At 69.9% G+C, this 23,584-nt stretch carries 22 protein-coding genes; 10 read left to right on the forward strand and 12 right to left on the reverse strand.

Annotated elements, in window-relative coordinates; translation table 11 throughout:
* Positions 1 to 33: 33 nt before the first annotated feature.
* The 3 genes from ACFT41_RS10530 to ACFT41_RS10540 form a co-directional block, all read right to left on the reverse strand.
* Positions 34 to 561: a replication initiator gene (locus ACFT41_RS10530; RefSeq protein ID WP_377613795.1), complete on the reverse strand. Its 528-nt coding sequence runs from the start codon at positions 559 to 561 to the stop codon at positions 34 to 36.
* Positions 562 to 812: 251 nt separating this feature from the next.
* Positions 813 to 4,214, reverse strand: a complete 3,402-nt coding sequence (car, locus tag ACFT41_RS10535) for a carboxylic acid reductase (protein ID WP_377589125.1) — start codon at positions 4,212 to 4,214, stop codon at positions 813 to 815.
* Positions 4,215 to 4,258: 44 nt separating this feature from the next.
* Complete coding sequence (locus ACFT41_RS10540; RefSeq protein ID WP_377589123.1) at positions 4,259 to 5,140, reverse strand: helix-turn-helix transcriptional regulator; 882 nt, start codon at positions 5,138 to 5,140, stop codon at positions 4,259 to 4,261.
* A gap of 45 nt (positions 5,141 to 5,185) precedes the next feature.
* Here ACFT41_RS10540 and ACFT41_RS10545 point away from each other — a divergent pair, with 45 nt between their 5' ends.
* The 5 genes from ACFT41_RS10545 to ACFT41_RS10565 all read left to right on the forward strand — a co-directional run bounded on the left by ACFT41_RS10545 (position 5,186) and on the right by ACFT41_RS10565 (position 11,990).
* Entirely contained in the window at positions 5,186 to 5,638 is a 453-nt protein-coding gene (locus ACFT41_RS10545) for a hypothetical protein (protein ID WP_377589121.1), read from the forward strand.
* A gap of 186 nt (positions 5,639 to 5,824) precedes the next feature.
* Positions 5,825 to 7,336 carry an MFS transporter gene (locus tag ACFT41_RS10550; RefSeq protein WP_377589120.1) on the forward strand — a complete coding sequence of 504 codons (1,512 nt, stop codon included), beginning with the start codon at positions 5,825 to 5,827 and terminating at the stop codon, positions 7,334 to 7,336.
* A gap of 884 nt (positions 7,337 to 8,220) precedes the next feature.
* Positions 8,221 to 9,408 carry a 3-deoxy-7-phosphoheptulonate synthase gene (locus tag ACFT41_RS10555; protein ID WP_377589119.1) on the forward strand — a complete coding sequence of 396 codons (1,188 nt, stop codon included), beginning with the start codon at positions 8,221 to 8,223 and terminating at the stop codon, positions 9,406 to 9,408.
* 133 nt (positions 9,409 to 9,541) lie between these two features.
* On the forward strand, positions 9,542 to 10,213 hold the full coding sequence (locus ACFT41_RS10560) for an isochorismatase family protein (RefSeq protein WP_377589118.1): 672 nt from the start codon (positions 9,542 to 9,544) through the stop codon (positions 10,211 to 10,213).
* Positions 10,176 to 11,990, forward strand: coding sequence for an anthranilate synthase family protein (locus ACFT41_RS10565; protein ID WP_377613796.1), 1,815 nt, complete (start codon positions 10,176 to 10,178; stop codon positions 11,988 to 11,990). The genes ACFT41_RS10560 and ACFT41_RS10565 overlap by 38 nt, the downstream gene beginning before the upstream one ends.
* Before the next feature lie 72 nt (positions 11,991 to 12,062).
* Here the strand turns inward: ACFT41_RS10565 and ACFT41_RS10570 are convergent, their stop codons facing one another.
* Entirely contained in the window at positions 12,063 to 12,740 is a 678-nt protein-coding gene (locus tag ACFT41_RS10570; RefSeq protein ID WP_377589116.1) for a hypothetical protein, read from the reverse strand.
* A gap of 112 nt (positions 12,741 to 12,852) precedes the next feature.
* Complete coding sequence (locus ACFT41_RS10575; RefSeq protein ID WP_377589115.1) at positions 12,853 to 13,071, reverse strand: hypothetical protein; 219 nt, start codon at positions 13,069 to 13,071, stop codon at positions 12,853 to 12,855.
* 173 nt (positions 13,072 to 13,244) lie between these two features.
* Here ACFT41_RS10575 and ACFT41_RS10580 point away from each other — a divergent pair, with 173 nt between their 5' ends.
* Positions 13,245 to 14,111 (forward strand): helix-turn-helix domain-containing protein, encoded by an 867-nt coding sequence (locus ACFT41_RS10580; RefSeq protein ID WP_377589114.1) that lies wholly within the window; start codon positions 13,245 to 13,247, stop codon positions 14,109 to 14,111.
* A 47-nt stretch (positions 14,112 to 14,158) separates the two neighbouring features.
* Here the strand turns inward: ACFT41_RS10580 and ACFT41_RS10585 are convergent, their stop codons facing one another.
* A complete protein-coding gene (locus ACFT41_RS10585) occupies positions 14,159 to 15,007 on the reverse strand; it encodes an SDR family oxidoreductase (protein ID WP_377589113.1) in 849 nt (282 codons plus the stop codon).
* A gap of 158 nt (positions 15,008 to 15,165) precedes the next feature.
* Here ACFT41_RS10585 and ACFT41_RS10590 point away from each other — a divergent pair, with 158 nt between their 5' ends.
* Entirely contained in the window at positions 15,166 to 15,522 is a 357-nt protein-coding gene (locus ACFT41_RS10590) for a winged helix-turn-helix transcriptional regulator (protein ID WP_377589112.1), read from the forward strand.
* A gap of 10 nt (positions 15,523 to 15,532) precedes the next feature.
* Here the strand turns inward: ACFT41_RS10590 and ACFT41_RS10595 are convergent, their stop codons facing one another.
* Complete coding sequence (locus ACFT41_RS10595; RefSeq protein WP_377589111.1) at positions 15,533 to 16,129, reverse strand: ClpP family protease; 597 nt, start codon at positions 16,127 to 16,129, stop codon at positions 15,533 to 15,535.
* A gap of 138 nt (positions 16,130 to 16,267) precedes the next feature.
* Positions 16,268 to 16,915: a helix-turn-helix domain-containing protein gene (locus tag ACFT41_RS10600; RefSeq protein ID WP_377589110.1), complete on the reverse strand. Its 648-nt coding sequence runs from the start codon at positions 16,913 to 16,915 to the stop codon at positions 16,268 to 16,270.
* Positions 16,916 to 17,125: 210 nt separating this feature from the next.
* On the opposite strand from ACFT41_RS10600, the gene ACFT41_RS10605 reads away from it, so the two are divergent.
* The gene (locus ACFT41_RS10605) at positions 17,126 to 18,142 is read left to right on the forward strand and encodes a potassium channel family protein (RefSeq protein ID WP_377589108.1); all 1,017 of its coding nucleotides are present in this window, start codon (positions 17,126 to 17,128) and stop codon (positions 18,140 to 18,142) included.
* Positions 18,143 to 18,257: 115 nt separating this feature from the next.
* Here ACFT41_RS10605 and ACFT41_RS10610 read toward each other — a convergent pair whose 3' ends face one another.
* The 3 genes from ACFT41_RS10610 to ACFT41_RS10620 form a co-directional block, all read right to left on the reverse strand.
* Positions 18,258 to 19,292 (reverse strand): 2-oxoacid:ferredoxin oxidoreductase subunit beta, encoded by a 1,035-nt coding sequence (locus ACFT41_RS10610; RefSeq protein ID WP_377582732.1) that lies wholly within the window; start codon positions 19,290 to 19,292, stop codon positions 18,258 to 18,260.
* Entirely contained in the window at positions 19,285 to 21,129 is a 1,845-nt protein-coding gene (locus ACFT41_RS10615) for a 2-oxoacid:acceptor oxidoreductase subunit alpha (RefSeq protein WP_377582730.1), read from the reverse strand. The genes ACFT41_RS10610 and ACFT41_RS10615 overlap by 8 nt, the downstream gene beginning before the upstream one ends.
* A 230-nt stretch (positions 21,130 to 21,359) precedes the next feature.
* Positions 21,360 to 21,764, reverse strand: a complete 405-nt coding sequence (locus ACFT41_RS10620; protein ID WP_377582728.1) for a hypothetical protein — start codon at positions 21,762 to 21,764, stop codon at positions 21,360 to 21,362.
* 104 nt (positions 21,765 to 21,868) lie between these two features.
* Between ACFT41_RS10620 and ACFT41_RS10625 the strand changes: the two genes are divergently transcribed.
* Both ACFT41_RS10625 and ACFT41_RS10630 read left to right on the forward strand, forming a co-directional pair.
* A complete protein-coding gene (locus tag ACFT41_RS10625) occupies positions 21,869 to 22,102 on the forward strand; it encodes a hypothetical protein (RefSeq protein WP_377613797.1) in 234 nt (77 codons plus the stop codon).
* A 6-nt stretch (positions 22,103 to 22,108) separates the two neighbouring features.
* Positions 22,109 to 22,486 (forward strand): NADH-quinone oxidoreductase subunit A, encoded by a 378-nt coding sequence (locus ACFT41_RS10630; RefSeq protein WP_377582726.1) that lies wholly within the window; start codon positions 22,109 to 22,111, stop codon positions 22,484 to 22,486.
* 27 nt (positions 22,487 to 22,513) lie between these two features.
* Here ACFT41_RS10630 and folP read toward each other — a convergent pair whose 3' ends face one another.
* Complete coding sequence (folP, locus tag ACFT41_RS10635) at positions 22,514 to 23,383, reverse strand: dihydropteroate synthase (protein WP_377582724.1); 870 nt, start codon at positions 23,381 to 23,383, stop codon at positions 22,514 to 22,516.
* Between the last annotated feature and the right edge of the window lie 201 nt (positions 23,384 to 23,584).

The raw sequence follows: 23,584 nt of genomic DNA on the forward strand, positions 1-23,584 counted from the left end.
ACGCCCCGCCGACAACCCGCCGGCGGGGCATCTTCATACCCCTACAGCCGCACCGCCGATGACGGCTACATCCTCATCAAGAATGCCGGGCAACACCGGGTAGACCAGCTCATCGAAGCGTGGCCACCACACCTGGTGGTAGGTGGCCGCCACAATCTGCTTGAGCAGCCGGCGCGGAAGCGTGCCCGGGATGGCGAAGTGCGCGTGTGGGGCGCGCCGACGTTGCAGCTCCACCGCGCCCGCGTATTGGACGTTCCAGCCGGCAGCGCGGCGGACTTTCTGCCACCACCGGTCCAGGACCCGGGCGAAGTGGATCGCATCCAGCGCAGCCCGCCGCCGGTAGTCGTAGCCGGCGGGATCGACGGGGGCGCCGAGGACATCGTCATGTGGGCCGTGTCGCTGCCCGCACTCGCACGGGGCGACGTAGGCGCCCCGGCGTAGGTGGGAGTGGACGGGTCCGTGTGAGCCGAGGGTCAGCGTGACCAGCATCGACGGCCGGTAGGTCTTGCCCGCCCTACCCGAATAGGTGCGGCCGACCATGCGCGGGTCGATCAGAGGCACAGGTCACCATCCCGACCAGGAAGCGCCAGCGTCGAGATGCACCACCGGCAGGACATGCGGCGCAGGTCGAACCGGTGCGGCTTCACCCACGGAAGCAGTACGGGCAGCGGATCGCGCACATCCGCCCGGAAGCCGGCGGGGTGAACGCATCCGCTGGGTGGAGCCGGCCGGCGTACCGGATGCCCTGCCCGCTGGGCCGGGGTGCGGCGGTGGCACACCGTCGGTGCCACCCGGCGGTGTACCGCAGCCCGCTACTCCGTTGTCACCCGGAAAGCGGTGAAGCCGTAGATGAACTCCAGATCATGAACGTACTTCTCGATCAGGTCAGCCGAGAGGCTCGGCACCGCACCGACCCCGTCGAGCGATGCAGCCCGGACCGCCTCTTGGAACAGGTCGGAGGGGACAGGCGAGCCCTTGAGCGAGGGTTCGGGATCGTTGAAGGCGTGTACGAGCGGCAGCGCGGAATGCCTGCGCTCGTGTTCCGGCAGAGTCCGCAGTGCGTGCTCGAATCGCTGACGCCAGTCCTGATAGCTCGCTATGCGTTCGATCGCGTACCCCCGGTCGATCAACCAATCGACGAAGCGGTCCAGGGAGATGCCGTCCTCGTTGGGGTTCACCAGGTTGAAGGTCCGGAACCCGACTTCCTCGTTCTGACCGAGTGCGCCGATCGTCCTGGCGGTGAAGTCGACCGGTAGGCCGTCGTAGTGCGCCGCGGCGGGATCGCCCTGGTAGAAGGATGCGGGCGCGGTCCTGGTCCGGACGATTCCGTGCAGCAGCCTCGAGAAGACGTCGGGAGCATTCAACTGGCCGCGGTAGACGCTGTGCGCCAGGATCATGCTTGATCTGAACACGGTGACCGGCAGGTGGTACTTCTCGTGGGCTTCACGGAGGAGAACCTCCCCAGCCCATTTGCTGGCGGCGTAACCGGCCGCGTACTTCCCCTCGACGGGAAGCTGAGGGAGTCTTGTTCTGATGTCCGAGGCCTCGTCGACGGGGGTCCCGGACGGATCGGCGGTGGCCACGGCGACGCTGGACAGGTACGTGAAGCCCTTGGTCCTGGTGGTGAGCGCAAGTCTGATCAGCTCGGCCGTCCCGACCACGTTCGACTCGAACATGGCAGCGTAGGGCAGGACGTGGTTCACCAGGGCACCGACATGGACGATCAGGTCGACCTCGGCACCGAGCCGACTCCAGACCGCGTCGGAGAGCCCGAGCTGCTGCTCGGCGATGTCGCCCGCGAGCACCTCCAGGTGCTGGGTGGCGAGTTGATCGAAATGGTGACGGAGGAGAGGGTCACTGCTGAGCGAGTCGCGCAGTCTGGCCGTGGCGGCCTCGGCGTCCTCTCCCCGTACCAGGCAGATCAGCTTTCCGTTGCGAGCCGCGAGTCGCTCAAGCCACTCCAGGCAGAGGAAACGGCCGAGGTATCCGCTCGCCCCGGTCAGCAGGACGGTGCGGGGTTCAACCTGACCGGAAAGGGCCGCCGGCTCCAGGGACTCAGTGTCGAAGAATTTGGCGAGTGTGAGATCGGCGGCGCGGACCTCCGTACGGTGGCTCCCGTGGACCGATACCACGCTCGGACGGTGACGGTCGTCGGCGCGCTTGTCGGAGATGTAGCGGGCGATCCTGCCCAGGGCGTAGGAGGGGCTGATGATGACGTCGACAGGCACCCGGACTTGGTAGATCTCCTGGAGCAGGTCGGCGAGGGCGACGGCGCTGAGCGAGTCACCTCCCAGGTCGCGGAACCTCGACCGCGGATCATGGCTCGCCGAGGCGTCCCCGACGACGACACCGACCGCCCGTAGAAGGGTCTCGAGAACAGGTCGGTCGCCGCCGGTCTCCCGGACGTCGCGCAGCAACCTGTCACTGCTTTCGGTGATCGACCGGTAGAGCTCCTCCAGCGCAGCAGAGTATCGCTTCGCGGCCTGTGGTCGAAGTAGTTTCCGGTGATCGGAGAGGAGGCCGTTCTCGATGCTGAAGGGAACGTCCTCCGCCACGATCCCCTTGGGGATCTCGTACGACTTCAGGTGCTCCTTCGCCGCCACCTCCCGGAGGGAGTCCAGTATCGCCTGCTCCAGGTGAGGGCTGGTGATCCCGTACCGCTCGCGAGCATCCTCGGTCGGCACGACTACCCCGACGAGGAACGATTTCTCGCTGTTCGAGTAGAGGAACATCTGATGCACGAGCGGACTACCGGCGGTGTACACCGATTCGAGGGAGGGGAGAGCTACGAACTCGCCCTGGGAGAGTTTGACGACCGCGTTCTTGCGATCGATGATCGTCAGGTTCCCCGGGGCGATCTCGGCGGCGATGTCCCCGGTCCGGTAGTAACCTTGCTGGTCGAAGGCTGCCTGGGTGAGTTCCGGCTGCCGGTAGTAACCGGGCACGGTCGACTCGCTCTTCACCAGCAGCTCGCCCCTGGGGTGCGGTGAGTCCGTCCGGTAGTACCCGAGTTCGGGGACATCGACCAGTCGGTAATCGATCACCGGGGGGCGGAGGAATCTCCCGTCGGCGAGGACACCGCCGATCTCGGTCGTGCCGTAGAGGATGTGCAGCTCGATGCCGAGCAGCTTCTCGATGAACGCCTTCATCTCCTGGGAGACCGGGGCGGAGGTGCAACTGGCCCACGCGATCCGTCCGCCGAGGGTCTCGTTGCGGATCTCCGACAGCACCGCTGACTCGTGTGCCTCAGGGTCCATTCCGGGCCTGACGCGGTGCAGCCTGGCCTGGTAGTGCTGGTAGATCAGCTCGCACACCCGGGGCACGAACGACATCTCGGTCGGTCGCGTGAGCCTGATGTCGTCTAGGAAGGTCGACAAGTCACTGCTGGCGCTGAAGTAGCTGACTCCCCCACGGGCCAGCGTCCCCTTCACTGACGAATGGCCCGCCACATGGCTCATCGGCACGTAGTGCAGGGTCGTCACCGCCTGGTCCTCGGCGAAGAACTCCGACCAGCCGGCACCTCCCCACATTTCACTGACGAGCCGCTCGGTGTACATCGCACCCTTCGGGGTTCCGGTGCTACCCGAGGTGTACATGAGCATGGCGAGCTTCTCGTCCGGGGAGCCGTGCGGGGGGATCTCCCCCACGGTGCGACCGGAACGGTCGTCCAGCGGCTCGACCGGGACACCCCGGGTGGTCGCCAACCGTTCCGCGGCCTGCGTGAACGCCTCGGCGTGTTCGGTGACGCTCTGGCGGTAGTCGAAGACCATGACCCGGGCGACCGACAGGGTCCGCTCCGCGAGCTGCGTCGCCTCGCGGAGGTGCTCGGAACTCACGATGAGGATCGTGGGTTCAGTTTCGTCCAGGATGCTGGCGAGCTGCTCCGTGGAAGCGCTCGTCTGGAGCGGGACGACCACCACGCCGAGATAGTTGCATGCCAGGTCGACCGTGACGTAGTCACAGCTCGCGAATCCCAGGATCGCGGCTCTGTCTCCGGGTGCGACGGGCCTGGAGGAATGGCCCGAGAGCTGAGCCGCCGTCGCCTGTACGCGTTCCCACAGTTGCTGGTAACTGATGGTTTCGTAGCGGGGAAGCGGACGTACGGAGAATATCTTCTTCTCGATGTCGAAATGAATTTCCCTGCTGCGTTCGGCCAGTGCTGGCCGATCGCCGAATTTCTGCAAGGCAGTTGCCATTGTCTCCGCAAGGCGCACGGCTATACTCCAACCGTAGCTCGATTAGGAAAGCAGTGGGATTCTCAGGCGTTTGTCCTGAGCTGGCCGGCGGAGCGCGCGGCGGTGAATCCGCTCGGCAACAGGCGCAGGGCATCCTGGGATTCGACGTCGTTCGGAGTGTAGATCTCAAGTCGGTGGTCGGGTGACTCCGGCTGCACCCAGACTTGGTAATCGACGTTGACCGCACCAAGGGTGGGGTGGTGGAGATCCAGCGTTCCCACGGTGCAATCGGCGACGTCACCGGTGGCCCACATCGTGGCGAATTCGTTGCTGCGGATGGTGAGCTCGCCGATCAGTTCGGCCAGGCGCCCGTCGGTGGGATAGCGCCCGGAGGTCAGCCGTAGGTAGGCGACGTGGATTCGGGCGAGCTCATCCCAGTTTTGATACAGGTCGCGGGTGAGCGAGTCGAGGAAAAAGAGGCGTGGGATCGACGGGCGGTTGTGGATGTCCTGCGGAGCGTCGAAGTCCAGGTGCTCAGCAACCAGTTCGTGCCCGGAGTGGTTCCACGCCAGGACATCCCCGCGACGGCCGAGTATGATCGCCGGAATCGTTTCCCTGAGTGATTTCAAGAGCGCCAGAACCCGGGAGTCCAGTTGTTCGGGTGCCGGCCGGGTGATCTTCGGGGTGGTCGGTTGACGGGCCAGGTTGTGCAGGTGGGCGCTTTCGGCGGCGTCGAGTCGGAGCACCCGGGCAAGGGCGTTCAGGACCTGCTGCGAGGCGGTGCCTGCCTGCCCCTGTTCCAGCCTCGTGTAGTAGCCGACGCTGACCCCCGCGAGCTGGGCGAGTTCCTCCCGGCGTAGGCCAGGGACCCGGCGGGTGGTGAGCGTGGAGCTGAGGTCGACGAGCTCGGGCGTCACCCGGCTCCGTCGAGTCCTGAGGAACGTGCCGAGGCTCTCAGGTGTCATGTGAGCAATGCTAGGTGGGCCAGGTCCCGTGTTCCTATCCCTCTCATGGATACCCTGACTCTGGTCACGGTTGTTCACTGGAAGGTGATCGCCGAGGGGCGACCGGATCGGCAGTTGCGCGTTTCGGCAGTGACGTCGACGAGTGGAGTCTGGTGCAACATCGTCGATGTCGAAGCTGCCGCCGTGGTGGCCGACCGGTCGTTAACCTCGGCCCTGACCGTTGGCTACGTCGAGACGGTGCGTGGCGTGGAGGGCCCCCTGTGCCGCCGTGCCCGTACTCGCGCCGCGTCGAGAACCCGGGATCGGCTGACCGTGCGGGCGCGTCGGCGAAATGTCAATTCCGACAAGGACTCGTCGTTCGCCAGCGACGGGCTGGTTTGGTGTGGTACCGGCCGGTGGCCGCAACTACACGAACATTCGGCCGGCTGCCTGTCTCGGGGAGCGGTGTCGCGGACTCCGGGGGCGACCAGCATCCATCAAGTGAACCGCTGGCAGTAGGGTGGCGGACGAATAGCCAAGATCGTCGCCGGAGGGCTGCGCGGAACAGGGTGGAAGCGAGATCCCGCGAAAGAGCCGACGCACTATAGCACAATCTCGCTACAGCCGGAGCGACTGGCGTATACCTGTTGTGTGTACCCTTCGCCGGGGCTGGTTGTCGGGTCAGATTCGGATGACGATCGCGGGATGAATCAACAGCGCACCTCGCAGCCAGCCGACCGTCGGGCCTGGTTCGGGCTGCTCATTGTTCTTGGACCAGTCCTTCTGGTCGCCATGGACGGATCAGTCCTGTTCTTGGCGATGCCGCGGATTACAGCTGCACTGCAGCCGACGCCGGACCAGTCGCTCTGGATCCTGGACATATACGGCTTCATCGTCGGGTCACTGCTGATTGCCTTCGGGAACTTCGGCGATCGTTACGGGCGTCTCCGGCTTCTGGTGATCGGGGCCCTCGTGTTCGGAGCGGGCTCGGCAGGTGCCGCCTTCGCGCCCAACGCCGAGTTCCTCATCGTGTTCCGGGCACTCATGGGCCTCGGTGGCGCCACTCTGCTCCCCTCCGGCCTGGCCGTCATCAGCGAACTGTTCGCCGACGCCCGCCAACGGGCCAGGGCGATCGGAATCTTCGCCGCGACCTTCGCAGCGGGCTTCGCCATCGGCCCGATCGTGGGCGGGCAGCTACTGAGCTTCTTCTGGTGGGGGTCGGTCTTCCTCATCAACCTCCCCGTCGTCGTCCTGTTCACCGTGTTCGCCCCCATCCTCCTGCGGGAGGTCCGGGCCAGCCGTCCGGGGCGGGTCGACATCCCCAGCGTCGCCCTCTCCGCCGGCGGTCTGCTGTTGTTCGTCTACGGCGTCAAGCATCTCGCGGCCTACGGACTCTCGATCCAGGCCGTGCTCGCGGTGCTCGTGGGTGTCGGCATCCTGGTGTGGTTCATCTGGCGCCAGCGAGCCCTCAGCCAGCCGCTGCTGGAGGTCAAGCTCTTCCGAGAGAGAGTCTTCACCGTCGCCATCATCACGGGGTTGCTCTCCCTGGTCGCATGGTCGGCAACCGCCTACCTGAGCGCCGTCTACCTGCAATCCGTCCTCGAGTACTCGGTGCTGCATGCGGCTCTGTTGACGCTCCCTGGCGCCGCCGTGCTCACGACCACCTGCATCGTCACACCGCACCTGGTCGAACGGATCGGTAAGCGGGCGTCGTTGATCCTGTGCCACCTGTCGATGGCGGGAGGGCTGTTGCTGCTCGTCCCGACCACCGTCACCGGCGGGGCGGCATGGTTCGTCGCCTCGACCATCGTGGCGGGGGTGGGCTACGGCATCTCCTTCAGCCTCGTCGCCGAGACGGCGGTGGGCGCGGTCCCCGAGGAGCGGGCCGGGTCGGCGGGCGCGATCGCGGAGACCAGCAACGAGATCGGCAACGCTCTGGGGATCGCGATCCTGGGTTCCCTCGCCACCTTCGTCTTCCGCCTTCAGAACCCAGGCCCACAGGGAACCCTCAACGAGGTACTCGCCGTGCCGGATCTGGGTCAGGCCGTGATCGACCAGGCCAAGGGGGCCTACCTGACCGGATACCACATCGTCGCGGTCACCGCGAGTGTGCTCTGCCTGGCGCTGGGACTTCTGGCGATCCGGTGGATCCCGAAGGAGTCCGTGCACGGGGTGACCGATGAGGGTGCCCAGACCGAGCACACCCGAAGCCGATAAGGCAGGACCCGCACCCTACGACCAGTCATCGGGTCGCCGACGCCCCTGACGCGGTTGGCCGGCGTCCTGCGGCTCCCGGGCTGCAGGACGCTGCTTGATGGCTCGGATGTCGTCGACCCGATCTCTTCGTGCGCTGTCGACCACGCGGAGGTCCCCACCCATCGGGTGTAGCTGCTCATTGCCGGTGTGGTAGCCGATCCGATCCGAGGGGACCAGTAGTCATGTCTGACGGGAAGATCGTGGACCTGCTGGCTGGGTCCGTGCCGACCGCCGGGTTGTGCTCGGCTTCGTCGCCGACCGGCACCGACACGGAAGGCACCTTCCGCGGTCCGAGCGTCCGGGGTGGAGCACGGGCCCCGGCCACCTGGAGCGGCCGGCCGGTACCGGGGACGGTCCCGGCCGGTCCGGCCTGGGGCAGGTTCGGTCACCGGGTCCGCCGCGAGAGCATCGTCTGCAGGGGGAGGGTCGCGCCCGGCATGGTGACACCTGCCACCGGTGCTGGCACGAGGCTGACGTGGAGTCCCGTCGGCCTCGCCCGCGGCGGTGCCCCGGTGCCGTCTGCGAGGGCACCGCCGTCGCAACGTGTCCGATCGGCGCCGCGCAGAGCCTCGTTGCCGATGCGCCGACAGTCGCCTTCACCCGCCCCAAGGCATCTTCACGTCTCAGTCCCCGCCGCCACGTATGACGGGTCGACACGACTGTGTCTCGCTGCCCGCAGGGCCCGAGTCGTCACCTCGGAGCCCCTGTCGGTGGGCGAGTGATCTCGTGATCTGACCCAGCGGGCCGAAGGTGGGTGCCTCTGGTCCGGAAGCGGGGTCCGTGAAGGACCTTCGGCTGTCCGCACAGCAGCAAGACCAGATGATCGATGACAAGGGGGAGGACTTATGGAAAGTACGCTTGCGAGGGCTGCCGCCTCCAGCCGCGCTCTCGAACAACATTTGCGAGCTTTGCCCGCTGAGCAACAGCCTAACTGGGCCAACCCGGAATTGGCGGCAAACGCCGCCAATGTTCTCCATGAGGAAAGTCCGCTCGTGCGGCCGGCGGAGGTCGAGGCGTTGAGCCAGGCCCTGGCCAAGGTCGCGACCGGTGGAGCGCACCTGGTCCAGGCCGGAGACTGCGCAGAACCCCTCATCGACATGACCACCGAGGTCGTCTCGGCGAAGGTGTCCGCCCTCCATCGACTGGGCGCGGCCGTGACCGAGCGCACCGGTCTGCCGGTGGTGCACATCGGCAGGATCGCCGGTCAGTACGCCAAGCCGCGGAGCGCTCCCTTCGACATCGTGGGAGGGGAGGCATTCCCGGCCTACCGTGGTTGCCTCGTCAACGACGCCCGCGCCGAAGGGCCCCTACGCCAACACGACGCCGCCCGCCTCGTGTGGGCGATGACCGCGGCGAGAAGCATCCAGCGGCAACTCCGAAGACTCCCCGGCCCCCGGGTATGGAGCAGCCACGAGGCACTCGTCCTGGACTATGAGCTGCCCCAGTTGGTGGCCACCCGAACCGGGCGCCACATCCTTGGCTCGGCTCACACGGTCTGGATCGGTGCGCGGACCAACTCGCTGGAGCAGGCCCACGTCGCGCTCGCAGCCGCTGTCGACAATCCCGTCGCCTGCAAGGTGGGGCCGAACGTCAGCACGGACCACATCCGGGAGCTAGCCAACCGCATCGACCCCCACCGTACGCCCGGGCGACTCACCCTCATAGCCCGCATGGGTGCCGCCATAGAGCGACTACCGAGCCTCGTGCGGGTCGTACGCGACGAAGGGCACCCGGCAATCTGGCTCACGGATCCCATGCACGGGAACACGGTCCTCGGCCCCGACGGCCGCAAGACTCGGTACCTGGATCGCATAACCCACGAATTCGTCCGTTTTCAGGAGATTCTGGCGGCCGAATCGGTCCACACCGGCGGGGTCCATCTGGAGACGACCATCGACGCGGTGAACGAGTGCCTGGACAACGATCTCCAGATGCGGTCGCCGTCGGCGCCCTTCACCTCGCTCTGTGACCCTCGGCTGACGACAGAGCAGGCGCTCGCGGTGATCTCTCACTGGGACGGCGGGGAGTCGTGAGCCGCTCACCGTACGGCAGGATGCGTGCCGTCGATCCTGACGGCGCGGTCGGCAGCCCGGCGCAGCGGCGGTCCGGGCATGCCGGGGGCGGTACCGGGACACCGGTCGAGCAGGAGAGGCGGGGGTGCGGGCAATGACGAACACGACGTGGGTGAAGGCACAGGGGATCGCCTACGAGATGCCTGATCCGGAGGCGTTCCCCCGAGCCGTACCGGGCTGGAGGCCCGATGCGACACGGTCGGCCCTCCTGGTGCACGACATGCAGCGCTACTTCATCGACCGATTCGCCTCGGGCCAACAGCCGGTCACCTCGCTCGTGGAGAACGTCGCCAAGCTGGTGGCGGCAGCCCGTCGGTACGCCGTCCCCGTCTTCTACACCGCCCAACCGGGGCGGATGAGCGAGACGGAACGCGGCCTGCTCCGGGACTTCTGGGGGCCGGGCATGAAGACGAGTACGGAGGACCGGAGCATCCTTCCCGAGTGCGGACCCGAGCCGGGGGACGTGGTCCTGACCAAGTGGCGGTACTCCGCGTTCGCCCGCACGGATCTGCACGACCACCTGGTCAGGTCCGGGCGGAACCAGTTGGTCGTGTGCGGCGTGTACGCGCACGTCGGAGTTCAGGGCACCGCCCTGGACTCGTACTCACGGGACATCGAGACTTTCGTCGTCGGTGACGCGGTGGCGGACTTCGACGAGCCCCGCCACCTCCAGTCGCTCGGTTACGTGGCGACGACCTGCGCCCGCGTTGTCGGCACTACTCAGACGGTTGACGAGTGGAGGGCAACTCATGCACGGCCGGAGTAACGAGGCCTCTGCCTGGATCGTGCAAGGACAACAGGCGACACGGTTTCATGGCGAGTACGTGACCTTCACCTCGATCGAGGAGGCCAGCAGCGAAGGGACCGAACTGCTGCTGTCCATTCCCTTCGCGCAGGCCGCGACCGACGGGCGTCCGCTGTCCGCAGTGGAGCGGACGCAGAGCCCGACCATCCACGGCATCCGGATCCACGAGTCGTCGGTGTGCGACCGCGGTCAACTGGTGCAGAGCCTTCCGCACGACCCGGTCACGATCTCCGACGGCGGGTTCGACATCACGGACGACGACTTCCAGAAAATGGTGTCGAACGTGATCGATCAGGAGATCGGAGAAGGTCACGGGTCCAACTTCGTGCTCCATCGGACCTACCGGGGCAAGCTGGCACCCTGCGGGCCGCACACCGTGGAATCGGCGTACCGGAACCTGCTCACCAGCGAGAAGGGTGCCTACTGGACCTTCCTGGTGCAGTTTCCCGGGCACTGTCTGCTGGGAGCCAGCCCGGAGCTGCACCTGCGTGGCGCGGGCGGAACCATCACCATGAATCCGATATCCGGGACCTATCGCTACCCTGCGGGCGGCCCGTACGTCGAGTCCCTCATGGCGTTTCTCAGTGACCCCAAAGAGCGTGACGAGCTCTACATGGTGGTCGACGAGGAGCTGAAGATCATGTCGGAGGTGTGTGAGTCCCGGCCCTGGGTCGAAGGTCCCACCCTCAAGCGGATGTCCCGCCTAGCCCACACCGAGTACTACATCCACGGCCGTACCCGAATGCCCTGGAGTGCCGCGCTGCAACGCTCGCTGGTCGCCCCGACCGTGCTCGGAAGCCCCCTGGATTCGGCGTTCCGGATGGCCGCTCGGCAGGACGTCAGCACACGTGGCCACTTCGGTGGCGTGATCGCCCACGTTCCGGCCGACCGGGGCGGCGACTTCGATTCAGCGATCATGATTCGCACCGCCCGGATCGAGTCCGACGGGACGCTCTCCCTGCCGGTCGGATCCACGATCGTCCGTCACTCGCAACCCGAGCAGGAGGTGGCCGAAACCACGGCGAAGGCCGCTGGACTCCTCGGCGCCTTCTCCCGCCCCGAGAGTGACCCCATCGACGTGGTCGCCAGCGAGGTTCTCGAACGTCGATCGCGTGAGGTGTCTGCTTTCTGGACGCAGAGCAGCTCCGTCGTGCCGGACGTCCGCGAACAGAAGCAGGTCCTGATCGTGGACCACGAGGACCGGTTCACGAGGATGTTAGCCGCCCACCGGTCCGCCCTGGGCCTCCAGGTGACGGTGCTGACAGGGAGCCCCTCGCCGCAGGAACTGGCGACGGCGGACCTGGTGGTGCTCGGCCCGGGTCCCGGGGATCCCGGCGACGTGGCGGACTCCCGGATCGTCGCGGCGCGGAAGCTGACGGCCGAGTTGCTGCGAGCCCGGGAGGTACCGGTGCTCGCGGTCTGCCTGTCGCACCAGATCCTCTGTCTCGAGCTGGGTCTGGAGGTGCGACGCCTGGCCCGGCCGAACCAGGGCCGACAACGCACCATCGACTTCTTCGGACAGCAGGTGCGCGTGGCCTTCTACAACTCGTTCAGCGCGTTCGCCAACGAGCTGACCTGGCCCGAGCTGAAGCTGGCCGTCGATCCCGACACGGGTGAGGTGTTCGGTACCCGGGCACCCAACCTGATGTCCCTTCAGTTCCACCCGGAGTCCATCCTGAGTCTCGACGGGGCGCAGGTTCTGCGGACGGCGGTGGACGAACTCATCGGCCTCCGGTGACCGGTCGCTCACCGCACGGGGGATCCGACACCGCAGTGACTGGCGACGCCGGTCACGCACGGGTGCGGATGGCTAGCGGATCCGGGTGACGGCTGGTCGGCATGGTCGCGCTGGGGCGTCAGTCGTCGCCCTGGTCGGCTGCGGTCCCGGCGGCGTGCCCACGCCGCCGGGACCGGCCTCCGGGCCACCAGCGGCGCAGCCGCGCCCTGGACGGGAACGCGGTGGGGATCCGCCGGCCGGTACGCCCGTCGCAGGGCGCATCGGCCGGGGTGCTGTCGCGGTTGCGGGGGCACGGAGAGCAGGTGGGCCTTCCAGGTCCAGGCGGTGCAACCGATGCAGGACGTTGCCGGCGCCGGTCGCCCGTACGGCGTCGACCAGGTCCTGCATGCCGGCGACCTCGTAGTCGATGCCGGCGTCGTTGTCCAGCACCCCGATCAGCCGCGCCCGGTCCACGCCGACGCTGTCGATCAGGGTCGGAATCTCGGCTGCGATCCGGGAGACGGTCGTCGCGGGCGTGTGGTTGAGCCGGAGCGGGACCCGTCGTTTCCCGCCGGTCGACCAGGCGTGGCCGGTCTCGACGACCTGGCCTTCGTCGACGAGCCTGCGGACGAGGCTGGAGATGGTGGGTGCGGTGAAGCCGGTCACGCTGATCAGGCCCACCCGGCTGATCGTGCCGGCCGCCCGGCTGGCATCCAGCACCGCGGCCTTGCTGCTCGCGTGCGGCAGCTTGTCCGCCCTCGGTCCGCTCACTGCTTCCCGGTCACGCCGTCCGACCCCTCGGCAGAGCAAAGAGCGCTTGCCGTTGCCGCCGTGCCTGCCGGCGAGGCAGGCCCGGCCGCCTGACCCCCAGCCGGGGCGACGCTCAGCGCCGCAGTTCCCGCCAGCCCGAGCTGCCTCCGCGCCAGGCTCCCGCGAGGATGCTCGCGGAGCTGTGGCTGGAGCATTCCAGCACCTCTGAGCGGCCGTGCTCACCACCGATCTGCGCCTGAACTTCCCAGCGCTGACCATCGGTACGGATGTAGACGTCGCGACGGCCTCGTTTGGTCGCGTCCCCGTTCCACCAGTGCTCCTCGACGATCACATCGCGACCGTACCAGCAGGCGCGGGGGGAGCGTCAGTCGCGACGGCGAGTGAATCTCACCAAGGGGGCCGGTCTGGACCCGGTCATCCGTCTCACCGGGTCGGGCACAGGATGTCGGGTGCGCGTGGTCCCGTGGTTCCTAGCGTGGTGGGCGGCAGGGAGGGGAGATCCGGGTGCTGGACCGGCTGAACGAGGCGATGGCGCACGTCGAGCGGCACCTCGACCAACGTATCGAGGTGGGTGAGCTGGCGCGGATCGCGGTCACGTCGGAGTACCACTTCCGGCGGATGTTCTCGGCGCTGGCCGGCATCCCGCTGTCCGAGTACGTGCGGCGTCGGCGGCTCACCGTCGCCGCCGCCGAGGTGCTCGCGGGCGAGCGGACGCTGCTCGACATCGCGGTCCGGTACGGGTACGGATCGGGGGAGGCGTTCGCCCGGGCGTTCCAGGCCGTGCACGGGGTCGGCCCTGGAGAAGCCCGGCGCAGCGGCGCCGTCCTCCGGTCGCAGCCCCGGATGTCCTTCCGTCTCATCGTCGAAGGGAGCACCAGCATGCAGTACCGCGTCACCGAGAAGGACGCCTTCCACCTGGTCGGGCGCAGGGCCCGCGTCCCGCTCGTGCACGAGGGGATGAACCCGGCCATCGTGGCGTTCGTCAAGAGCATCGACGCCGGGACGATCGAGCGGATCGAGGCCCTCGCCGACCAGGAGCCGCGGGGCATCGTCAACGTCGGCGACAAGCTGGGGGACAACCGGGAGGAGGGCGCCGAGCTGGACTACTGGCACGGCGTGGTCACCGGTGCCACCCCGCCGGAGGACCTGGACGCCACACCGGTGCCCGCCGGCACCTGGGCGGTCTTCTCCAGCTCGGGCGAGTTCCCGCAGACCCTCCAGACCATCTGGCGGGACGTCTTCACCGAGTGGTTCCCGGCCAACCCGTACCGCAGCCGTCCGGGTCCGGAGATCCTCCGGGCGTGGGTGTCCGCGGACGGCTCGCGGGCCGACGCCGAGCTGTGGATCCCGGTGGAGCGGGTCTCCGCCTGAGCCGCGTGGCCCCGCCCGCGAACGGCGGGCGGGGCTCGGTGTGTGGCTCAGAGCGCGGCGCGCAGTGCCTCGGCGAGGGTGGTCGGCTCGCGGCCGATGAGCTTCGCCAGGTCGTCACCGTCGACGTGCAGCTCGCCCCGGGACAGGCCCAGGTCGCTGTCGGCGAGGACGGCGGCGAAGCCCTCGGGCAGGCCGGCGGAGACCAGCACCTCGGTGAACTTCCCCGCCGGCAGGTCGGTGTACCCGACGGCGCGTCCGGTCTGCCGGGACACCTCCTCGGCCAGCTCGGTCAGGGTGAAGGCCGCGCCGCCCAGCTCGTACACCCGGTTGGTCTCCGCGGCGCCGGTGAGCGCCGCGGCGGCGGCCTCGGCGAAGTCCGCGCGGGTCGCGGCGCTGACCCGCCCGTCGCCCGCCGCACCGGTCACCCCGAACTGGAGGTACGTCGGGAGCTGGCCGGTGTAGTTCTCCAGGTACCAGCCGTTGCGCAGGATCACGTACGGCAGGCCCGACGCGGTGATCTCCCGCTCGGTGGCGAGGTGTTCCCCGGCGAGGATCATGCCGGAGCGGTCGGCGTTGGCGATGCTGGTGTAGACGACCAGCCCGACGCCGGCCTCGCGGGCGGCGGCGGCGACGTTGTGGTGCTGGGTGACCCGCTGCCCGATCTCACTGCCGGAGACGAACATCAGCTTGTCGGCCCCGGCGAACGCTGTTCGCAGCGACTCGGGGTCCGTGTAGTCGACCTGCCGGGTGGTCACCCCGTGCCCGGCGAGGTCGGCGAGCTTGCCGGTGTCCCGGCCGAGCGCCACGATCTGCCCGGCGGGCACGCCCCGCCGCAGCAGCGAGGCGACGATCAGCTGGCCGAGGTGGCCGGTGGCGCCGGTGACGACGATGGACATGGTGCGCTCCCTCTCGATGTCGGAGACGATTCCCCTGGTCGGGGACGATCTCCGGGTCGGACGATCCGTCGTCCGGTGCAACGGGAAGCTTCTGCCGGCACTTCCCGTTGGAGAGTAGGCACCTTGAAGTAAGCCACTAACTGATGGAGAGTGAACGCATGGAACCCACTCCCTTCGCCCGCGACTGCGGCAGCCGGCAGGTCCTCGACCGGATCGGCGACCGGTGGAGCGTGCTCGTCGTCCTCACCCTCGCCGGCGGCGAGAAGCGCTTCAGCGAGCTGGCCCGGCGCATCGAGGGGGTGAGCCAGAAGATGCTCACCCAGACGCTGCGCGGGCTGGAACGCGACGGCCTGGTCACCCGTACCGCGTACGCGACCGTCCCGCCCCGGGTCGACTACGCGCTGACCGGCCTCGGGCGTAGCCTGCTCGACCTGGTGGGCGGGCTGGAGGTGTGGGCGACGACGCACCTCGGCGAGGTCGAGGCCGCCCGCGCCCGTTTCGACGCCGCCGGCTGACGTCCCCGGATCAGGCCGCCAGCTGGTCGACCCGGGTGAGCACCCGGTCGATCAGGCCGTACTCGCGGGCCTCCTCGGCGGTGAACCAGCGGTCCCGGTCCCAGTCCTGCTGGATCTGCTCCAGGGGTTGCCCGCTGTGCCGGGCGATCAACTCCTGCATGGTGCGCTTGACGTGCAGCATGTTCTCCGCCTGGATGGTGATGTCGGCGACCGTGCCGCCGAACCCGCCCGACGGCTGGTGCATCATGATCCGCGAGTGGGGCAGGGCGTACCGCTTGCCGGCGGTGCCCGCGCAGAGCAGGAACTGACCCATCGAGCCGGCCATGCCGAGCGCGAGGGTGGCCACGTCGTTGCGGACGTACCGCATCGTGTCGTAGACGGCCATCCCGGCGCTGACCGAGCCGCCCGGCGAGTTGATGTAGAGGTAGATGTCCCGCTCGCTGTCCTCGGCCGCCAGCAGCAGAAGCTGCGCGCAGATCTGGTTGGCCGACTCGTCGGTGACCTCCGTGCCGAGGAAGACGATCCGCTCCCGCAGCAACCGCTGGAAGACCTGGTCGCCGAAGGACGGCTGACCGCCGTCCCGCATCCGCACGTCGTACCTGATCATCGCGATCGACCTCCACGTTGCCGGCGGGCGACGGACTACGCCCAGGGGAACCGGTGCCCCCAGCGTCCGCCCGGCCGGGGGCGCGGCCCCAGCGTTTCTGCCGGCGGCAGATCCGCCGTCGGCAGAACCCGGTCGGGCCTAGCGGGCGGTCAGCCGCCGTCGGCCCGCCCGGGCCCGCCGCCGGGCCAGCATCCTCGCGGTACGCGCAGCGGGGCGCCCGGGCGGCGCGGACGCGAACAGCCGGATCGGCAGGACGTGAGCGGCCGAGCCGAGGTGCGCCACGGCCCCGCCCACGGACGCCACGGGCGTGCCGAACCCCGTCCCGCCGACGTGCAACAGCCGGCCGCCCGCGGTCGGGGCGACGCCGCCGAGCCGGAGCACCCGGCCGGCGGCCAGCGGCACCGGGCCCGCCACCCGCGGCGCCCCGCCCTGCTGCGGCGCGGCGGTGTCGGCGTGGAACCCGAGGCGCAGGCGCGGGCCGGTCTCGCCGCCCACCGGCGGCACCGCGTCGAGGCGGGCCAGGGCCGCCCGGGGCGCGGCCGGCACCCGCCGCTCGACCCGACGTAGGTCGTCGCGGGCCTCCTCCAGCAGGTCCGACAGGCCAATGCCGAGGGCGCGGCAGATCGCCGCCAGCACCTCGGAGCTGGCCTCCTTGCGCCCGCGCTCGACCTCGGAGAGGTAGGGCAGGGACACCCCCGCCGCCTCGGCCACCTCGCGCAGGGTGCGACCCTGGCGCTGCCGCACCCGGCGCAGCACGCCGCCGATCACCCGCCGCAGCAACGACATCCGGGCCTCCTCGTGGTGGGCGCTCCCGCCCCCCATCATGCCGGTTCGGCGGGCCGCGCACCGACCCCGCACGCGCCGGCGGCGGTGCCGACGAGTTCCGGCGGCGCGACCGTTCCCGGCCGCTGGTGTCTCCCCGACCTGCCGGGCCGGTCCGGCGCGTACCGGCTATGTTGTGCACGTGCAGGCGACGGCGGCGGAGCAGGTCCCGCGGTGATCCACTTTCCCGCGCAGCGGCGGGGCCCGCTGAGCGCGCTGAGCCTGCGCCTGGCCGCCGCCCTGGGCCTGGTCCTCGCCGTCGTCGCCGCGGTCTACCTCGACCGCGACGGCTACCGCGACGTCAACGAGGACGGCCTCACCCTCCTCGACTGCTTCTACTACGCGGTGGTCTCCCTCTCCACCACGGGGTACGGCGACATCACGCCGGCGGCACCGTCCGCCCGGCTGGTGAACGTCCTGTTCGTCACCCCCGCCCGGGTGCTCTTCCTGATCATCCTGGTCGGCACCACCCTGGAAGTCCTGACCGAGCAGTACCGGACCGGCCGTCGTCTGACGCGGTGGAGGAGAAGCGTGAAGAACCACGTCATCATCTGCGGCTACGGCACCAAGGGCCGCAGCGCGGTCTCGGCGCTGCTGGAGAACGGCCTCGACAAGGCCCGGATCGTGGTGGTCGAGCGCAGCCCGGCGGCGCTGCGGCAGGCCACCTCGGCGGGGCTCGTCGCGATCGAGGGGTCGGCCACCCGCTCCTCGGTGCTCAACGAGGCGCACGTGCGCAACGCCAAGGCGGTGATCATCGCGACCGACAGCGACGACGCGTCGGTGCTGGTGGCGCTCACCGTCCGGCAGCTCACCGCCGGGCAGGTGCGGATCATCGCGGCGGCCCGGGAGGCCGAGAACGCACCGCTGCTCAAGCAGAGCGGCGCCCACCACGTGATCGTCTCCTCCGCCACGGCCGGCCGGCTGCTCGGCCTGTCCACCTCCGCGCCGCCGCTGATCGACGTGGTGGAGGACCTGCTGACCCCCGGTCAGGGCATGGCGCTGGCCATGCGCTCGGCGGAGCGCAGCGAGGTCGGCCGTTCCCCACGCGAGCTGGAAACCCTGGTCATCGCGCTGGTCCGCCGGGGAAAGGTGGTCACGCTCTCCGAGCGGGCCGGCGCCGTCATCGAGACCGGCGACATGCTCGTGCACGTCCGCGACGACCGCCCCCAGCCGGCCGGCACGCCGGGCTGACCGTCGCCGCCCGCGCCCGCCGCCCGCCGCCCTCCGCCCGCAGACGAAGGGGCCCGGCACCTTTCGGTGCCGGGCCCCTGTGCCGTCGTCGCGGGTCGCCGCGTCGCGGGTCGCCTCAGAGAATCGTCCAGGTGTCGCCGCTGCCCAGCAGGCCGGCGAGCTGCTGCTCCGGGGTTTCGGTGACCTGCGCCTTCGCCGCCTCGACCTGAGCCTGGACCACGCTGTCGTAGGACGGGCGGTCGACCGAGCGGAACACGCCGATGGGGGTGTTGCTCAGGTCGAGCCCGGGCAGCCGGGACAGCGCGAACGCGTATGCCGGGTCGGCGACCGTCGCGTCGTGCACGACGATCTCCTCCGGGCGGACCGACGCGGTCTCCCGCACCTCCAGCCCGAAGCCGCCCGGCGGGTGCACCACGCAGAGCCGGCCCTCGGCGCCGAAGGTGATGGGCTGCCCGTGCTCCAGCCGGATCAGGAAGTCGTCCCGGGTGGCGGGCTCCTTGAGCTGGTCGAACGCCCCGTCGTTGAAGATGTTGCAGTTCTGGTAGATCTCCACGAACGCCGAGCCCTGGTGCTCGGCGGCGGCCCGCAGCACCGACTGGAGGTGCTTCCGGTCGGAGTCGATGGTGCGGCCGACGAAGCTCGCCTCCGCGCCGAGGGCCAGCGAGATCGGGTTGAACGGGGCGTCGGCCGAACCGGCTGGCGTCGACTTGGTGATCTTGCCGACCTCGGACGTCGGCGAGTACTGCCCCTTGGTCAGACCGTAGATCCGGTTGTTGAACAGCAGGATCTTCAGGTTGACGTTGCGGCGCAGCGCGTGGATGAGGTGGTTGCCACCGATCGACAGCGCGTCGCCGTCGCCGGTGACGACCCACACGGACAGGTCCGGGCGGGACACCGACAGGCCCGTGGCGATCGCCGGGGCGCGTCCGTGGATCGAGTGCAGCCCGTAGGTGTTCATGTAGTACGGGAACCGGGACGAGCAGCCGATGCCGGAGACGAAGACGATCCGCTCCCGGGGGATGTTCAGCTCCGGCATGAACTGCTGCACGGCGGCGAGGATCGCGTAGTCACCGCAGCCGGGGCACCAGCGCACCTCCTGGTCGGACTTGAAGTCCTTCGCGGTGAGCTTGAGGGCGACGGGCTCAGACATTCTTCAGGACCTCTTCCAGCATCGTCTCCAGCTCGACGGCCGTGAACGGCAGGCCGCGGACCTGGTTGTAGCCGATGGCGTCGACCAGATATTTGCCCCGGATCACCTGGGCGAGCTGGCCGAGGTTCATCTCGGGGACGACCACCCGGTCGTAGGAGCGCAGCACCTCGCCGAGGTTGGCGGGCAGCGGGGCCAGGTGCCGCAGGTGCGCCTGCGCCACGGAGAGACCGCGCTGGCGCAGCCCCCGGCAGGCCGCGCCGATCGGGCCGTACGTCGAGCCCCAGCCCAGCACCAGCACCCGGGCGTCGCCGTCCGGGTCCTCCACCTCGACGTCCGGCACCGGGATCGTCTCGATCCGGGTCGCCCGGGTGCGGACCATGAAGTCGTGGTTCGCCGGGTCGTAGGAGATGTCGCCGGTCTTGTCGGCCTTCTCCAGGCCGCCGATGCGGTGCTCCAGGCCCGGCGTGCCCGGGACGGCCCACGGCCGGGCCAGGGTCTGCGGGTCGCGCAGGTAGGGCAGGAAGGTGCCGTCGTCGCCGTTGGGCGCGGTGGCGAACTCGACCCGCAGGTCGGGCAGGGACTCCACGTCGGGCAGCAGCCACGGCTCGGAGCCGTTGGCGACGTAGTTGTCGGACAGCAGGAGCACCGGGGTGCGGTAGGTCAGCGCGATCCGGGCCGCCTCGATGGCCGCGTGGAAGCAGTCCGACGGGGACTTCGGGGCGATCACCGCGACCGGGGCCTCGCCGTGCCGGCCGTACAGGGCCATGTTGAGGTCGGCCTGCTCGGTCTTGGTGGGCATGCCCGTCGACGGGCCGGCCCGCTGCACGTCCACGATGACCAGCGGCAGCTCCAGTGCCACCGCCAGCGAGATCGTCTCGCTCTTGAGCGCCACGCCGGGGCCGCTGGTGGTGGTGACGCCGAGCGACCCGCCGTACGACGCGCCGAGCGCCGCGCCGACCGCGGCGATCTCGTCCTCGGCCTGCATGGTGACCACGCCGAACCGCTTGTGCTTGCTCAGCTCGTGCAGGATGTCCGACGCCGGGGTGATCGGGTAGGCACCGAGGAACACCGGCAGGCCGGAGCGGACGCCCGCGGCCACCAGGCCGAGGGAGAGCGCCGCGTTGCCGGTGATGTTGCGGTAGGTGCCCGGCACCATCTTCGCCGGCTTCACCTCGTATCGGACCGAGAAGGAGTCGGTGGTCTCGCCGAAGTTCCAGCCGGCCCGGAACGCCGCGATGTTCGCCGCGACGAGCTCGGGGCGCTTGGCGAACTTGCGCTCCAGGAAGCGCAGGGTCGACTCGTAGGGGCGGGAGTACATCCAGGAGAGCAGGCCGAGGGCGAACATGTTCTTGGCCCGCTCGGCGTCCTTCTTGGACACCTGCTGGTCGGCGAGCGCCCCGACGGTCATCGAGGTGAGCGCGACGGGGTGCACCACGTAACCGGCGAGGGAGTCGTCGTCCAGGGGGCTGGCCTGGTAGCCCACCTTGGCGAGGTTGCGCTTGGTGAACTCGTCGGTGTTGACGATGATGTCCGCGCCGCGCGGCAGGTCGGCCAGGTTGGCCTTGAGCGCGGCCGGGTTCATCGCGACCAGCACGTTCGGCGCGTCGCCCGGGGTGAGGATGTCGTAGTCGGCGAAGTGCACCTGGAAACTCGACACGCCCGGCAGGGTCCCGGCGGGGGCCCGGATCTCGGCGGGGAAGTTGGGCAGCGTGGAGATGTCGTTGCCCAGCTGGGCCGTCTCCGAGGTGAACCGGTCACCGGTCAGCTGCATGCCGTCGCCGGAGTCGCCGGCGAACCGGATGACCACCCGGTCGAGTTGACGGATCTGCTTCGTCACGCCTGCCCCTCGCTTCGCTCGGCGCGGTCGCGCGGGCGGCTGAACATGATGGTGACCTCGCCTTGCCCGGCCACATGACCTCCTTGACACAGCGCTGCCCCGCACCGCCCGTGGGTGGTCCGGTCCGGTCTGGGTTGCTACCCGAGAGCCTACGTCGGATGAGATGTCGAACTTGCCCAGTGGTCCGCCGACTGGGAACAGATTCGGGGCGCTTATCTCATGGTTTGTGGCTATTTGCCCCGGCCGCCGTAATCAGAATCACCGGTCGGCGAGCCGGCGGCGCAGCGAGCGGTGGCCAGCGCGAGCGCCAGCACCACCAGCAGCACCGAGATCACGATCAGGGCGACCGCGGTGCGCTGCACCGAGGAGAGCCCGCCGCCGGAGCCGCCGCCGGTCCCGGCGGCGGCGAGCACCCCCTGGGAGCCGGCCGGGGCGGGCGTCGCGATCGGGGTGGCCATCGCGGCCGCCGCCGTGATCCGGAAGCTCATCTGCACCTGCCGGGCCCGCCCGCTGCGCGGATCGAGGCGGCCGACCACGGCGCCGGCCAGCGGCGCGTCGCGCTGCGCCTCGGCGGTCGCGCTGACCGTGAGCCGCAGGGGGCGGCCCCGCCGGCCGGCACCGCGCCGACGTCGCACCTGGTGCGGGTGCGCTCAGCGCGGCACAGCCGGCCGGCGGGGCCGGGATCGTGACGCCGTCGGGCAGGACCACCTCGATCCGGCCGTCCGCGTCGACCTTGCCGGTGTCGCCCAGCCGGACGCCCAGCCCGCTGGCGTTCCCGCTGATGTCGAACGTCACCGCTCACCCGGACCGCGCCGCCGAGCGGCATCCGCCGCCAGGCGCCGCCGTCGACCCGCACCCTGATCAGCGTGCTGAACCGCGCGCCGGCCGCCGTCGTCCACGCGCCGCACAACTGCCCGCCGCCGTGGCCCAGCCGGGCAGCGCCGCCACCGAGGCCAGCGCCCCGGTAGGCTGACCCACCGTGACCGGTTACCTGGGCTCGTACGCGACGCTCGGGCTCCTGCTGCTCGCCGCCGCCCTCTTCTTCGTCACGGCGTTCGCCGCGAACCGGGTGTTGCGTCCGGCCCGTCCGGCGGACCCGCCCGGAAAGCGGGCGGGCTACGAGTGCGGCCTCGACCCGGTGGGCGGTGACTGGGCCCAGATGCAGATCCGCTACTACGTGTACGCGTATCTCTACGTGCTGTTCGCGGTCGAGGCGGTCTTCCTCTTCCCGTGGGCGGTGGTCTTCGACCGGCCCGGGTTCGGGCTGGTCACGGTCACCGAGATGGGCGTCTTCGTGGGCGTGCTGGCGCTGGGCGTCCTCTACGCCTGGCGCAAGAACATCCTCCGCTGGACCTGAGCGCCCGCGCCCCGGCCAGCCGCACAGTCAGGCCAGGCCGCGCCGGGTGACGGCCGGCGGGCGGTCGCCCCGGATCGACGCCACCATGTCCAGCACCCGCCGGGTGGGCCCCACCTGGTGGGCGCGGAACACCTGGGCGCCGAGCCAGGCCGACACCGCGGTCGCCGCCAGGGTCCCCTCCAGCCGCTCGGCCACGGGCAGGTCCAGCGTCTCGCCGATGAAGTCCTTGTTGGACAGGGCCACCAGCAGCGGCCAGCCGGTGGCGGAGAGCTCGTCGAGCCGGCGGGTGATCTCCAGGGAGTGCCGGGTGTTCTTGCCGAAGTCGTGCGCCGGGTCGATGAGGACGCCGTCGGGGCGTACCCCCAGGGCGACCGCGCGCTCGGCGAGGCCGGTGACCGTCGCGACCACGTCGGCCACCACGTCGGCGAAGGCCGCCCGGTGCGGGCGGGTGCGCGGCACCAACCCGCCCGCGTGCGAGCAGACCAGCCCGGCCCCGGTCTCGGCCGCGACCCGGGCGAGCGCCGGGTCCGCCCCCGACCAGGTGTCGTTGAGCAGGTCGGCGCCGGCCGCGACCGCCTCCACCGCCACCTCGGCCCGCCAGGTGTCGATGGAGATGACCACGTCCGGGAAGGTGGCCCGCACGGTGGCGATCGTGTCCACCGTGCGGCGGATCTCCTCGGCCACGTCCACCTCGTCGCCGGGGCCGGCCTTGACCCCGCCGATGTCGATGATCTCCGCGCCCTCGGCCACCGCCCGCTCCACCGCGCGCAGCGCGCTGTCCTGCGCGAAGGTCGCCCCCCGGTCGAAGAACGAGTCGGGCGTGCGGTTGACGATGGCCATCACCACCAGCTCGCCCGGCGCGAAGGTCCGGCTGCCGAGCCGAAGCGCCCCGGCCATGTCGCCTCCCGATCTCCCGTGGCGCGGGTCTCCCGCAGCCGCCGGTCTTCCGTGGCCGCCGGTCTCCCGCAGCCGGCCGGGCGACCCGGCCGCCTCCGACGCTAGCCGGTCGCCCGGTGGCCCATCCGGGCGGTACGACGGCACAGATCCGCACCGATCTGTGGGAGGACCGCCCGGCGGGGTCGCTCCGGGCCCGTTCGC

Source organism: Micromonospora sp. NPDC057141 (genome assembly GCF_042670805.1).
Lineage (GTDB): Bacteria > Actinomycetota > Actinomycetes > Mycobacteriales > Micromonosporaceae > Micromonospora.